14 protein-coding genes and 1 tRNA gene are annotated in these 14,185 nt (G+C 41.7%); 6 read left to right on the forward strand and 9 right to left on the reverse strand.

What is annotated here, in order from left to right; genetic code table 11:
* Nucleotides 1-22: 22 nt before the first annotated feature.
* The 5 genes from crr to cysZ form a co-directional block, all read right to left on the reverse strand.
* Entirely contained in the window at nt 23-532 is a 510-nt protein-coding gene (gene crr / locus PSE72_RS16880) for a PTS glucose transporter subunit IIA (RefSeq protein ID WP_004912598.1), read from the reverse strand.
* A 48-nt stretch (nt 533-580) separates the two neighbouring features.
* Nucleotides 581-2,308 carry a phosphoenolpyruvate-protein phosphotransferase PtsI gene (gene ptsI, locus PSE72_RS16885; RefSeq protein WP_004912596.1) on the reverse strand — a complete coding sequence of 576 codons (1,728 nt, stop codon included), beginning with the start codon at nt 2,306-2,308 and terminating at the stop codon, nt 581-583.
* A gap of 140 nt (nt 2,309-2,448) precedes the next feature.
* On the reverse strand, nt 2,449-2,706 hold the full coding sequence (gene ptsH / locus PSE72_RS16890; RefSeq protein WP_004264876.1) for a phosphocarrier protein Hpr: 258 nt from the start codon (nt 2,704-2,706) through the stop codon (nt 2,449-2,451).
* A 351-nt stretch (nt 2,707-3,057) separates the two neighbouring features.
* Nucleotides 3,058-4,011 carry a cysteine synthase A gene (gene cysK / locus PSE72_RS16895; protein WP_004912592.1) on the reverse strand — a complete coding sequence of 318 codons (954 nt, stop codon included), beginning with the start codon at nt 4,009-4,011 and terminating at the stop codon, nt 3,058-3,060.
* Nucleotides 4,012-4,255: 244 nt separating this feature from the next.
* Entirely contained in the window at nt 4,256-5,020 is a 765-nt protein-coding gene (cysZ, locus tag PSE72_RS16900; RefSeq protein ID WP_109911490.1) for a sulfate transporter CysZ, read from the reverse strand.
* 218 nt (nt 5,021-5,238) lie between these two features.
* Here cysZ and zipA point away from each other — a divergent pair, with 218 nt between their 5' ends.
* The 4 genes from zipA to PSE72_RS16920 all read left to right on the forward strand — a co-directional run bounded on the left by zipA (nt 5,239) and on the right by PSE72_RS16920 (nt 10,073).
* Entirely contained in the window at nt 5,239-6,240 is a 1,002-nt protein-coding gene (zipA, locus tag PSE72_RS16905; protein WP_109911491.1) for a cell division protein ZipA, read from the forward strand.
* Between the two features lie 57 nt (nt 6,241-6,297).
* A complete protein-coding gene (gene ligA, locus PSE72_RS16910) occupies nt 6,298-8,316 on the forward strand; it encodes an NAD-dependent DNA ligase LigA (protein WP_115166985.1) in 2,019 nt (672 codons plus the stop codon).
* 275 nt (nt 8,317-8,591) lie between these two features.
* The gene (locus PSE72_RS16915; RefSeq protein ID WP_004912578.1) at nt 8,592-9,776 is read left to right on the forward strand and encodes a NupC/NupG family nucleoside CNT transporter; all 1,185 of its coding nucleotides are present in this window, start codon (nt 8,592-8,594) and stop codon (nt 9,774-9,776) included.
* A gap of 81 nt (nt 9,777-9,857) precedes the next feature.
* On the forward strand, nt 9,858-10,073 hold the full coding sequence (locus PSE72_RS16920; protein ID WP_004912576.1) for a DUF3820 family protein: 216 nt from the start codon (nt 9,858-9,860) through the stop codon (nt 10,071-10,073).
* Here PSE72_RS16920 and PSE72_RS16925 read toward each other — a convergent pair.
* Entirely contained in the window at nt 10,070-10,486 is a 417-nt protein-coding gene (locus PSE72_RS16925; RefSeq protein WP_004912574.1) for a MarR family winged helix-turn-helix transcriptional regulator, read from the reverse strand. The genes PSE72_RS16920 and PSE72_RS16925 overlap by 4 nt on opposite strands.
* 123 nt (nt 10,487-10,609) lie before the next feature.
* On the opposite strand from PSE72_RS16925, the gene PSE72_RS16930 reads away from it, so the two are divergent.
* A complete protein-coding gene (locus PSE72_RS16930; protein WP_109911495.1) occupies nt 10,610-11,362 on the forward strand; it encodes an SDR family NAD(P)-dependent oxidoreductase in 753 nt (250 codons plus the stop codon).
* A 56-nt stretch (nt 11,363-11,418) separates the two neighbouring features.
* On the opposite strand, the gene PSE72_RS16935 is transcribed toward PSE72_RS16930, so the two are convergent.
* On the reverse strand, nt 11,419-12,456 hold the full coding sequence (locus PSE72_RS16935) for an LLM class oxidoreductase (RefSeq protein WP_198641528.1): 1,038 nt from the start codon (nt 12,454-12,456) through the stop codon (nt 11,419-11,421).
* A gap of 14 nt (nt 12,457-12,470) precedes the next feature.
* Nucleotides 12,471-13,094 carry a glutathione S-transferase family protein gene (locus tag PSE72_RS16940; RefSeq protein WP_267690178.1) on the reverse strand — a complete coding sequence of 208 codons (624 nt, stop codon included), beginning with the start codon at nt 13,092-13,094 and terminating at the stop codon, nt 12,471-12,473.
* A gap of 113 nt (nt 13,095-13,207) precedes the next feature.
* Between PSE72_RS16940 and gcvA the strand changes: the two genes are divergently transcribed.
* On the forward strand, nt 13,208-14,107 hold the full coding sequence (gcvA, locus tag PSE72_RS16945; RefSeq protein WP_115166987.1) for a transcriptional regulator GcvA: 900 nt from the start codon (nt 13,208-13,210) through the stop codon (nt 14,105-14,107).
* Here gcvA and PSE72_RS16950 read toward each other — a convergent pair.
* Nucleotides 14,108-14,183 (reverse strand) — tRNA-Ala (locus tag PSE72_RS16950). It lies immediately after the preceding gene.
* Between the last annotated feature and the right edge of the window lie 2 nt (nt 14,184-14,185).

Below are 14,185 nucleotides of genomic sequence, written 5' to 3' on the forward strand. Positions count from 1 at the left end.
AAGCTAAATATGGGTAGTTGAGTTATTTCTTAATACGCATGACGACAGTTTCACCCACTGTCACTGAGCCCGTCAGTTTGTTTAGCTCTTTGATTTCGTCCATATTAGAAATGACAACTGGAGTTAGAACCGATTTTGCTTTCTCTTCTAATAGTGCTAAATCAAACTCAATGATTAAATCACCTTTTTTCACTGCTTGACCTTCTTCGGCGATGCGTTTAAAACCCTCACCTTTAAGCTCAACAGTATCAATACCGAAGTGAACAAATAGTTCTATGCCATCATCTGATTCAATAGAAAACGCATGGTTAGTTTCAAAGATTTTACCAATTGTACCGTCTACAGGGGCAACGATTTTGTTACCTGCGGGTTTAATCGCAATACCGTCACCTACAATTTTTTCTGCGAACACAACGTCTGGAACATCTTCAATATTGACAATTTCACCCGATAAAGGCGCGATAATCTCAATACTGCCACTGCTACTTTTGTCTTCCGAAACGAGTGATTTCAGTTTGTCAAACAGACCCATGGACCTTCTCCTAATCGTTTTATATGGGACCGAACTAATGTGCTGTTCTTAGCATAACGTTTTTTCTTGGATAAAGGTATCTACAAGTTTCATCAATTCATCCGCTGTTGGTTGAGCAAGTGCTTGTTCAGCCAAAGCTTGAGTATCAGTAAAGCTTGCATTGCGAATTAGCTTTTTGATACGTGGAATTGAAATTGCGCTCATACTAAATTCATCCAGCCCCATGCCAAGTAGCAATAAGGTTGCACGCTCATCTCCAGCTAACTCCCCACACATCCCAGTCCATTTACCTTCAGCGTGTGATGCATCGATCACTTGCTTAATTAAGTTTAGGACAGCAGGTGACATCGGGTTGTAAAGATGAGAAATCAGTTCATTACCACGGTCGACCGCTAAAGTGTATTGAGTGAGATCGTTCGTCCCAATACTAAAGAAATCAACTTCTTTTGCCAAATGACGAGCAATAACAGCAGCTGCTGGCGTTTCAACCATCACACCGACTTCAATTGACTCGTCAAAAGCCTTACCTTCTTCACGTAACTGAGCTTTTAGCATTTCTAGCTCTGCTTTTAGTTCACGAACTTCTTCAACGGAAATGACCATTGGGAACATAATACGCAGTTTACCAAATTTAGAGGCTCTTAAAATAGCTCTTAATTGTGAGTGTAAGATTTCTTTGCGATCAAGACAAATACGAATTGCACGCCAGCCGAGGAATGGGTTCTCTTCTTTCGGTAAATTCATGTATGGCAGGTCTTTATCACCGCCGATATCCATAGTGCGGACAATAACGGCTTGGCTGCCCATTGCTTCTGCAACTGCTTTATATGCCTGGAATTGTTCTTCTTCAGTAGGAAGAGAGTCTCTATCCATGAATAAAAACTCAGTACGGTAGAGGCCAACGCCTTCTGCGCCATTGCGTTCTGCTCCGGCAACATCACGCACGGTACCAATGTTGGCACAAACTTCAACTTGATGACCATCAAGGGTGATAGCTGGCAAATCTTTTAATTTTGCGAGCTCTTCTTTTTCTTGAAGATATTCATCACGGAAGGCTTTCAGTTTGTCAATTTCGGTTTCAGATGGGTTCAAGTGGATAGTGTTGTTGACACCATCTAACACAATGAAATCGCCATTTTTAATTTTACTGGTGGCATCGCTCGTACCGACAATGGCAGGTAACTCAAGGGAACGCGCCATAATTGAGGTATGCGATGTACGGCCACCTAAATCAGTAATAAACCCTAATACTTTATCTAAATTCAGCTGGGCGGTTTCTGAAGGGGTTAAATCCGCAGCGACTAAAATAACTTCTTCGCTGATTGCACTTAAATCAACGATAGGAATATTTAAGATGTTTTTTAATAAACGTTTACCAATATCGCGTACGTCAGCGGCACGCTCTTTAAGGTATTCATCGTCAAGAGATTCAAGTGCTTGGGCTTGGTCTTCAATAACGGAATATGCAGCTGCATCAGCCGTTTTTTTATCACCTTTGATTAAAGAGACAATTTCTTGTTCCAGCTCTTCATCTTCCAGCAGCATGATATGGCCTTCAAAAATCTCAGCTTTTTCGGCTCCAAGATTTTTTTCGGCTTTCTCTTTAATCAAATTGAGTTGTTCGGCTGATTTGTTACGACCCTCAATAAAACGAGCGATTTCTTTATCAACCTGATCGTCAGCGATTTTCTTTGTGCTAACAACGATAGGATCTTCTTTGAGGATTAAAGCCTGACCAAAAGCAAAACCCGGGGATACTAAAATTCCTGAAATCATAATATTACCTTACTGCTGCTAGTGCTGGGAGTTCTGATGTTGCAGAGACGACAATAAATATAGCTGATTATACAAATGTCCCCGAATGAGATCACTCAGGGACATTGAATGAAATCAGTAAACGCTATATTCGTGCGAAATTATTCTAATTCGCCCATCAGTTTAACTAAATGCTCAACGGCTTCTTTTTCATCTTCGCCTTCAGCTGAAATTGTCACTACTGTGCCTTGTGTTAGGCCTAAGGTTTGTAATTTAAACAAACTTTTCGCACTAGCGGATTTACCACCAGAGATTAAAGAAATATCGGAAGAGAATGCTTTTGCTTCTTTTACGAATTGAGCTGCAGGACGAGTATGTAGACCATTTGGTGCCGTAATAGTAACTTCTTGCTGAAACATAGTATTTCCTCAATAACTTTCGTTTTTTTAATTACCCAGCCAATTGTAGATGAAATAGACTAGGTTTGCGTATAAGTTAGATTATTAACTTGAAAAAAGGTTTCCTACTTTGTGCGGTATCAACCCTTTTTCTGCTTTTCTTGCGAACTCGTGACTTTTTCTCGTTGGCAAATTATTTTACTTGGCCTAGAGGTTGGCTAAAAAGTGATTAATTTCGAGGTGCAAAATAATTACTATGTTTAATACTAAACCCCGAATTAGAAATCATCTCCATCCGTGCTAAAGTTTGATCCATGCCACAAAAAAAGCACCATTTAGGTGCTTTTTTAACGATATTGTAACGAAATTATGCTATTCAGCGGAAATGTCAGCAAACAGGACAGTTGACAGATAACGCTCACCTGAAGAAGGTAAAATAACGACAATATTTTTACCTTTATAAGCAGGGTCAGCGGCAATCTTAGTGGCAGCAGCAATTGCTGCACCTGATGAAATCCCTGCGAGAATACCTTCTTTTTCCATCAGCTCGCGTGCGGTTTTAATCGCTTCGTCATCACTGATTTGAATGACTTTATCAAGCAATTTTAAATCTAAGTTACCTGGAATAAACCCAGCGCCGATCCCTTGTATTTTGTGAGGACCCGGCTTAATTTCTTCGCCCGCCAAAGCTTGGGTAATGACAGGAGATGTTTCGGGTTCAACAGCGACGATAGTCACATCTTTACCTTTGGTATTTTTCAGATACTTTGCAATACCGGTAATTGTCCCACCCGTACCGACACCTGCGACTACAACATCTACATTGCCATCGGTATCTTCCCAAATTTCAGGCCCTGTGGTTTTTTCATGAATTTCAGGGTTTGCTGGGTTATTAAACTGTTGAAGTAATAGGTATTTTTTAGGGTTACTATTCACTATCTCTTCAGCTTTAGCTATCGCACCTTTCATGCCTTTTGCACCCTCGGTTAAAACGAGGTTGGCACCCAATGCTTTGAGCAGTTTACGGCGCTCGATGCTCATAGTTTCAGGCATGGTTAACGTCAATTTATAACCTCTTGCCGCAGCCACATAGGCTAAAGCGATACCCGTATTACCACTGGTTGGCTCAACTAACTCTTTGTCTTTGTTGAGGATACCTTTTTTTTCTGCATCCCAAATCATGTTCGCACCAATACGGCACTTAACGCTGAAGCTTGGGTTGCGAGATTCCACTTTTGCTAAAATATTGCCATTACCAAAATGCTTTAAACGGACAAGAGGGGTGTGGCCAATGGTCAACGAGTTATCATCATAAATTTTGCTCATGGGATATCCTTAAAAATCGGTTAGCCGGTAATGTAATCGGTATTAATAAAAAAATAATGAGATGGATTCAACATACGTTAAGAACAAATTAATGCAAATATGATTTGAGTATAAGCTTATAACGTAATGCTATTTTAGATCCAATTGTTCTAAGAAATTTCGCTGAAAAGAAGTGAAGTATTCGATAAGAGAAAGGCGCAGGCGATAAGCCTGCGCAATAATTGGTATACAATAATTGATAAAATTAGTAACGTGCGTAACGCTCACGATACCGGTCAACCCACATCAATGTTGCACCACAGACAGCAACAGGCATGATCACTAAGTTGACAAAAGGCACCATCATTAACAGGCTAACGACACCACCAAATTGAACATTTCTCATTCGTTCTTTGGCAAGCGCTTGCTTCATTTCACTGAAACCAACACGATGGTTATCAAACGGATAATCGCAATATTGAATTGACATCATCCAAGCACCAAATAAAAACCACAGTACCGGAGCGACAGTTTGGCCAATACCAGGTATGAAAAATAGGATTAATAACCCAATAGCGCGAGGCAAGTAGTAACCGATTCGGACAAACTCGCGTTTTATCATACGAGGAACATCTTTTAATAACTCAGCCACACCCGTATCTGGCGATGGTTTACCCGTTAGCTCAGCTTCGAGTTTCTCTGATAGCCAACCGTTAAAAGGCGCCGCGATAATATTAGCAACCGTACTAAAGAAATAGGTAAATACGAGCAGTATTGAGATAACGGCGATTGGCCAAATAACATAGTCGAGCCATTGTAGCCAGTCAGGAACGTAACTCATCACTTGGTTTATCCAGCCACCAAGCTTGGTATATAACCACCAAAATGCGCCGCCTAAGAATAAAATATTGGCTAATAGGGGCAAAATAACAAAACGTTTAATACCGGGACGAGTGATTAATCTCCACCCTTGTGTAAAATAATAAAAACCGGAATGGTCTTTTTGTGTCGAAAATGTCGATTGGGTCATACTTCTTGTTCTCTCCTTTTCGGTTGACCATGTATCATATAGATATGAAATTAGGCTGACTAGCCATTATTCGCTTAAAAAAGCAGCAAATGAAAGCGGAATATTCTCTTTCTTGTAAGAAAATCGTTCTGGGGGTTGCACTTAGAGCAATTGAGAAATAATCTTAGGGTAGTTTCCGCCGTATTGGCATTATCATTCATCAACTAGAGATAGCAGCGATGCAGGATTTGCGTCTGATATTAGTGGTCGTAGGTGCGATAGCGATTGTCGCTTTATTACTGCATGGTTTATGGACCAGCCGTAAAGAGCGCTCAAAGTTATTTCGTGATAGACCCGTAAAACGTAGAAAAAACGATATGCAAGAGAATTCATCAGAATATGATGATTCCGCATTATTTACTGAAAATCAACCTACTCAGCAAGCGCCTGTTCACCCCGCTGCGACTGAGCCTGTATATCCGGTAAAAAATGAGTCTCCAGTTGAACCTAATATACAGCCACAGGCATCGGTTGAACCTGACATTATTATGAATATGGAGCCAGAGGCTAAATCGCCAGTTCATAATGAGCCTACGATGCACCAACGTACTGAACCTGTTCATGTACCTGAGCAACTCACCATTAATATGAGTGAGGAAGTGGCTATTGAGCCAGAAGTTCGTACTCAGCCAGTCATTGGTACTGCCGCTGAGCCACATATTGATTCAACTAAATTGAGCGAAGAGCCTCAGCCGAGTACCTATGAACAAGAGACGCAGCATATTGAGAAGAAAGCTGAGCCGCAGGAAAATTCTGCTACAACAAGTAGCAAGGAGACAGTCCTAGTACTTCACGTAGCCGCTCTTCAAGGACAAGAACTTCAAGGTGAATTGTTACTGCAGAGTATTTTACAAGCCGGTTTCCAATTTGGGGAAATGAAAATATTCCACCGTCATGTGAATCCGTCTGGTACAGGGCCTGTGCTGTTTAGCTTAGCTAACATGGTAAAGCCGGGCTCATTTGACCCTGAGACAATGGCGGACTTTACCACCCCAGGGGTTTCCATGTTTATGATGGTACCGTCTTACGGTGATGCAGGGCAAAATTTCAAACTGATGTTGCAAGCGGCTCAACGTATCGCATCAGATGCGGGAGGGGTTGTTCTTGATGACGAACGCAAAATGCTGACACCTCAAAAAATAGAGGTGTATCATGCACGAATTAGAAACACACTAAGTTAAGTAAACATTGAACAAAACCCCCATTAATTGGGGGTTTTTTATCTGTATGAGTGAATCATGACTACCAAACAAGAAATAGACGAATTAAAAACGCAGTTACGTCATCATGAATATCAGTACCATGTATTAGATGCGCCTGAAATTCCAGACGTGGAATATGACAAGTTAATGCAACGTCTAAAAGAGATAGAGGCGCAGCATCCTGAACTTGTCACCAGTGATTCACCGACTCAACGTGTTGGTGCTGCACCATTAGCTGCGTTTGATACCGTACGCCATGAAATTCCTATGTTGTCGCTAGATAACGTTTTTGATGAAGAAAGCTATCTTGCGTTTGATAAGCGAGTCAGGGATCGCTTGAAAAATCATCAAGAACTGACTTTTTGTTGTGAGCTCAAGTTAGATGGGTTAGCGGTCAGTTTGCTGTATGAAAACGGTGAGCTAGTACAGGCCGCGACTCGGGGCGATGGAACCGTAGGCGAAAATATTACTGCGAATGTTCGAACCATTCGTGCTATCCCATTGCGTTTAACGGGAAGCAATATTCCTGATCGCGTTGAGATCCGTGGGGAAGTTTTTATGCCCCAAAAAGGCTTTGAAGCGCTTAATGAGCAAGCACGCAAAACGGATGGCAAAGTCTTTGCAAACCCACGTAATGCAGCAGCAGGTTCTTTACGCCAATTAGACCCACGTATTACCGCCAAAAGGCCGCTTACTTTTTATTGTTATGGTGTGGGGCTTGTGGAAGGGGGCTCTTTACCGGATACACATTATGACCGTTTAATGCAATTCAAGGCATGGGGTTTACCGGTTAGTGATTATGTTCAATTACGTGTTGGTCATCAGGCAGTATTGGATTTTTACCATGAAATTGAGCAAGTTCGACCTGACCTTGGCTTTGATATCGATGGTGTGGTTATTAAGGTTAACTCGATTGCGATTCAAGAAGAGTTAGGGTTTGTTTCTCGAGCACCTCGCTGGGCGACCGCATTTAAATTTCCAGCGCAAGAACAAGTGACATTATTAAAAGATGTTGAATTTCAAGTCGGGCGTACCGGGGCTATCACGCCTGTCGCGCGTTTAGAGCCGGTGCAAGTTGCAGGCGTAGTTGTCAGCAATGCGACTTTACACAATGCCGATGAAATCGAACGCCTTGGTGTGCATATTGGTGACACGGTTATTATTCGTCGAGCCGGAGATGTTATTCCGCAAATCGTCAGTGTTGTGGTTGATAACCGCCCTGCAGATAGCCGGGAAATTGTTTTTCCAACTCATTGCCCAGTATGTGGCTCTGATATCGAACGAATCGAAGGCGAAGCGGTAGCGCGCTGTACAGGTGGGCTTATTTGTGGGGCACAACGCAAAGAAGCACTGAAACATTTTGTCTCACGCAGAGCAATGGACGTCGATGGCATGGGCGATAAAATTATCGACCAATTAGTTGAAAAAGAGTATGTCAAAACGCCGGCAGATTTATATCAATTAAGTGCGGGTATCTTAACAGGCTTGGATAGAATGGGGCCGAAATCGGCACAAAATCTGGTTGATGCACTCAATAAGTCTAAACAAACGACGTTAGCTCGTTTTATTTATGCCCTTGGAATTCGTGAAGTTGGTGAAGCAACGGCGGCAAACTTAGCCGCGCATTACACCACACTTGAAGCCGTGATGGCGGCAGATGAAGAGTCACTAAAAACGGTTCAAGATATTGGTCATGTGGTCGCGAAGCATGTGGTCAATTTTTTCCGCGAACCTCATAACCAAGCGGTGATTGAAGATTTACTGACTAAGGCAAATATTCATTGGCCTGAAGTAAAAGTCGTCAACAGTGCAGAAATTGATAGCCCATTTGCAGGTAAAACGGTAGTGCTAACAGGGTCAATGAGTATCTTGACGCGTGATGAAGCCAAAGACAAATTAGTCGCTTTAGGTGCAAAGGTTTCAGGAAGCGTCTCTAAAAAAACAGATTTGGTGATTGCTGGTGAGGCTGCAGGTTCTAAATTAGCGAAAGCAAATGAACTTGGCATACGTGTTATAGATGAAAATGAATTGATTCGTTTGCTGAATATTCAATAGTGAACTATATTCAATTTGGCTTAGTTGCCTACAATCTCTGTAGGCAACAATTTTGTACGCAGGTTGTTGTAAGTCTTAACTTAAATTCTCAGTAAAATTTCTGTGCAAAAAAAGCGAATACTAGGATTTGTTATAGTTGAAACGTGATCCCCTTCTTCTTTTTGCAAAATACACCTAGTAAGCTTTCATATTAATGTGACCTCCGTCTCATTTAAATGTTGTCTATTACATAGAATATGCACATAGACTGATTCTTAAATTTGTTGGAGTCGCATATGACCTCGATCCTGCATTTCGTTTTATCTTTAGTAGTAATAGCTGCTCTTGCTATTTTAGCCAGTAGTAACCGTAGAGGGATCCGCCCTCGCTATGTTGTTCAACTACTGGTTATTCAAATTGCATTAGCTTATCTGTTCTTAAAATCGAATATTGGCGAATCATTTGTTCTTGGTGTGGCAGGGGTATTTACCCACTTGCTAGGCTATGCAGCAGAAGGGACCAAATTTATTTTTGGCGGTATGATTGAAGGCAACTTAGCGTTCTTCTTCTTACAAGTATTATGCCCAATCATCTTTATTTCTGCGTTGATCGGGATCTTACAGCACGTCAAAATTCTTCCTATCGTGATCCGTATCATCGGTACCGTGCTATCGAAAGTGAATGGTATGGGGAAATTGGAGTCATTTAACGCAGTCAGCTCATTGTTATTGGGTCAGTCAGAAAACTTTATTGCGTATAAAGACCAATTGAACCGGATGTCAGACCGCAGAATGTACACCATGGCCGCAACAGCCATGTCAACGGTATCTATGTCTATCGTTGGGGCATACATGACCATGTTAGAGCCACGTTTCGTGGTCGCTGCATTGGTTCTGAATATGTTTGGTACTTTCGTTATACTCTCACTGATTAACCCGTATCCACCGGAAGGTGAAGAAGATATTCAAATGAGCAACCTGCATGAAGGGCAAAGCTTCTTTGAAATGTTAGGTGAATATATTCTTGCTGGGTTTAAAGTAGCGATTATCGTTTCAGCGATGTTAATTGGTTTTATTGCCCTCATTGCGATGATTAACGGTATTTTCTCAGCCGTATTCGGTATCGACTTCCAAACCATGTTAGGTTACGTGTTCTATCCGTTTGCGTGGATACTTGGTATTCCTGCTGATGAAGCCTTACAGGTTGGCGGAATTATGGCAGTGAAAATGGTAACAAATGAATTCGTTGCGATGGACGGCTTACAAGCGATTGCTGGTGGGTTATCTGAGCGCTCTGTTGGTATCTTGTCCGTATTCTTAGTTTCTTTCGCTAACTTCTCATCCATCGGTATTATTGCGGGTGCGATTAAAGGCTTAGATGAGAAACAAGGTAATACCGTGGCTCGCTTCGGTTTGAAATTACTGTACGGTTCAACCTTAGTTAGCTTCTTATCTGCAGCCGTTGTCGGGTTAGTTTTGTAATCCACTAAAACATGCTAGATTAAGAAACGGCGTTCAAATGAGCGCCGTTTTTTTATGCTTTGATACAAAAGAGAACTAATAATGGAAAAACAAGATCTCATCGATATGGCCAATACCTATATGCCATTTGGTAAATATAAAGGCTGCGTATTAATTGATTTACCCGAAGAATATTTATTATGGTTCTATAAGAAAGGGGAGTTTCCTGCTGGACGTTTAGGGCAGTTAATGGAGATGACTCTAGGATTAAAAATAGAAGGCTTAGAAGGACTTGTAAAGCCTTTAAAGAGGGGTTAATCGTGCCCCAGTGCGTGAGTAATCTTCTGGCTTAAAGTAATAAATAACTTTTGCTCTTGGGGGGTTAATGCTGCTTTGACCTTAGCCGCGTTTTCAGCACGTCCTGTGGCTGCACGCTGCAAAAAATGATGCCCTTTGTCGGTTAAATGGGTGATCAGTTCCCGTCTATCTTCTTCAGATTGATATTGCTCGACAAATTCATAATATTTCAGAACTCGAAGAAACTTCGATAAATTTTGGCGAGAAAGGCCAAGTGCTTGGCTTAACTGGCTTGGTGTTAAGTCTCCTTTTAATCTCAATATCTCTAGCACATCATATTGGCCCCAAGTTATTTGTTCAGGGGTAAAGCTAACTCTGCGTGCAACTAGCGTACATTGCAGTAGAGAAAGCGCATCTTCAAGAGAATTTGGCATTATGACGATCCCGTAATATTCAATCTGTTGAGTATATATTGATTTTAATAATAAGACGACCAGTTGATTAACTTTAGTTAATTAATTATAGTTAACTAAAGTTAATTATAATTGAGGTGAGCTATGGGTAAATTTAATCAGCGAGTTGCGCTTATAACAGGGGCATCGACAGGTGTCGGTTTCACTATTGCACAAAAGCTGTATTCACTTGGCGCAATAGCGGTAATTACGGGGCGTAATGAGGCAGCTTTACAACAAGCCGCTAAAGAAATAGACCCAACAGGACAACGTGTCTATGCCATAAAAATGAATGTCGCAAATGCACAAGACTTTAAAACAACAGTTGAAAAAATTGAGCAACAATACGGTGCATTGCACTACTTGGTGAATAATGCAGGGATCACTGGGCCTCATGGCGTCAATATTGAAGATTATCCTTTAGAGGCTTGGCATGAGGTGATCGAGACCGATATAACAGGAACATTTCATGGTTTAAAGTACAGTATTCCTGCGATTTTGCGCAGTGGTGGGGGAGCTATCGTGAATTTATCAGCTTGCAATGGGGTAACAGGGATAGCGGGCATAGCACCTTACACCGCAGCAAAGCATGCGGTACTGGGGTTAACGCGTTCAGCAGCCTTAGAAAACGCTCAAAAAGGTATTCGTATCAATGCGGTTGGCCCCGGCTATGTAGAAACACCGAATATTAGCGTATTACCACAGGAAACGAAGCAATGGATGGCTTCAACTCATCCAATGGGTAGAATGGCTACTCGGCAAGAAATTGCTAATGTTGTCGCTTTCTTGTTATCAGAAGAGAGTAGCTTTATAACAGGGGCGTTTATTCCTATTGATGGTGGTTATACTGCGCAGTGATGCAAAATAATCAAGGTTTGGTGTCAGCCACAAAATGAGGGAAGACGCCAAAATTACTACCAGTCTACGAGCCTGCTTTGCATCCCTTGGTGGCTAGGGAAATGTGGTAAAACCTCTTCAGCCATTTCTTGTAGTACCTCTAAAGCTGGTCGCTCAGAGTATTGAATTCCAATCGCGGCATGGTTAACTCCCGCAGCTTGCCATTCTTCGAGTAGTTGAATCAAACCGTTACGGCCTGTTCGTAGAGTGAATCCTCCTCGTAAAGGAGTGCGCGGGAAATCAGGATCATCGACAAGGTCAATCCATTCATTTGTCATATGTGGCCTAAAGTCATGTTCAGGGATGAGGGCACGCCAGGACGCAATTTTCTCAGCTAAACGAAGAGCGCCTTCTGGATGACTGGTAGCTTCAGGATAGGATAACCAACCATCGGAATAATCAGCAATCCACTGTTTAGATTGGCCTGATCCTCCTGTGACTATCAATGGTATTTGCCCTGTGATTGGTTTCGGGAGTAGCTGGGCTCGATTGAACTCACCTAGTGGGGATTGAATATTCAGTAACCCATCAGCCATTAACTGTCTAAAGTAATCAACAGCCTGTGCAAATCTTTTTGCACGTTGCTCATAATTAATACCATAGGCAGGAAACTCAATAGCTCTATCTCCTGAGGCGATACCCATTACTAGCCGGTTACCTGAAAGTTGGTCAATTGTGGTGGCCGCTTTGGCTAAATCAATTGGGTGTCGTAATGAAAAAATCGAGCTTCCTGTAACCAATGCAACATTTTTTGTTTTGGCAGCAATAAAGGACAAATAGGTCAGAGAATCAAATAACTGACCTGCATCACCAAACAATGGGTCGAATAAGGGAATATCTCGCACCCAAACTGCAGCAAAATTATATTCATCAATATGTTCGATTAACTTTGTTTGCCCTTTTAATAACTGGTTATCTCCTTGATAAAAACGTAAGGGCAGGAAAATTCCGACAGTAAGTTTGTTAGGCGAAAACATACGACTATAGCCTACATGAGATGCAAAGGACGATGATGGCTGTGCTTTTTGTTTAGGGAAAAATGGGGATGTATTCATGTTATTGTCCAATATTAGGCTTCTGTAGCAGGGGCGGGTAGAGTAATCCCTTTCATGACAGCGGGTCTCAAGGCAACTCGGTCATACCATTTCGTTAAATGTGTGTGTTGGCTAAAATCGAACGCAATAACCTGAGCAATGTGTAACCAGCCGAAATTAGCGATATCTGCGATGGAGTAATCAGAGCCTGCAAGATAAGGTGCATTTTCGAGTTGTTTGTCTAATACCGCGAGTGCCTTGTGGGTCATATTAAAATAGCGTTCCACAATCTCTGGCTTTGGTGATTTATCGAAAATAGCGAAGTTTACCCATTGACCAATAATCGGCCCTAAACTGGCAGAATGGAATTGTAGCCATTTAATGGCTTCCCACTTTTGTTTAGAGATAGCGGGAAGAAGTTGGCCTGTTTTTTCAGCAAGATATAATAAAATTGCGGCTGATTCAAAGAGAGTAATCTCTGTTTGTGGATCATAAATAACAGGAATACGTCCATGAGGATTTAACTGTAAAAAAGCGGGTTGCTGGTGGTTACCACGAGAAATTTGTATATGATTAAGGTGGTATAGAAGGTTTAGTTCTTCTAATGCTATTGTTATTTTAAATCCATTTGGTGAGCTATCAGTATAAAGTTCAAGCATAGTTGTATTCGCTTTTCTATATCGTTAAGATTGAATTGATGCCTTGATTATTGGTTTTCTACTGAAGAAAATAAAACCATATTAACTCAACTTAAATTTAGAAAAACTAAACTATGAATCCGGTTCTCCCATTACTTGCTTTACGAGCTTTCACCGAAGTGGCGAAACATAAAAGTATTAAGCGCGCCGCACACTTTCTTGGTGTGACATCAGGTGCGGTTAGCCAGCAAATTCGTTTATTAGAAGAACGGATTGGAATGCCATTGTTTGTGCGTAGTCACCACAGCATGGAATTAACACATGCAGGGCGGCGTGTTTACCCTGCGTTGTTGCAGGCATTCGAACAAATCGAAGGTTCAATGTATGTGCTAGAAAATATTCGTAAAGAAAAAACGATTAACATTAGTACCGTTCCTTCATTTGCCGCCTCTTGGCTAGTACCCCGTTTAGGGAGGTTCACGCAGTCACATCCTGAAATTGAGGTACATATTGAAGCTTCTTCAGCATTAGTTAATTTACATCAGCAGCGGGTTGATATAGCTATTCGCCATGGTTTAGGGCATTACCCAAATTTAGTGAGTGAGCGGTTAATAACCCCCGTTTTATTACCGGTGATGAGTCCTGATTTTCCGATTAATAGCGCGATTGAAACCCCGCAAGACTGCCTGAATTACCCATTATTACAAGATAATGACCGTATGGACTGGTCACTTTGGCTAGCGGCTCATGGCGTGGAAAATAGCGAAAGAGCAAAACGGGGAAGTGCATTTGATGATGATTATTTATTGATCCGTGCAGCGATTGCAGGGCAAGGTTTAGCCTTAGTCCCAAAAGAGTATGCGATACAGGAAATCGAAGAAGGGCGGCTAGTGCAAGTGATTGATAAGCCATGGCCAGCGAGGTTCGCGTATTATTTAGTGATGTTACCGGAATCTATTGAAAAACCAGAAGTTTTAGCATTTTTAAATTGGATTAAATCGGAAGCTAAACAGACTGAAAGTGTAGAAAGTTAATGGTGGAGCTAAGCGGGATCGAACCGCTGACCTCTTGCATGCCATGCAAGCGCTCTCCCAGCTGAGCTATAGCCCCAA

It is taken from the genome of Providencia sp. PROV116, from assembly GCF_028482485.1.
Classification (GTDB): Bacteria; Pseudomonadota; Gammaproteobacteria; order Enterobacterales; family Enterobacteriaceae; genus Providencia; species Providencia rettgeri.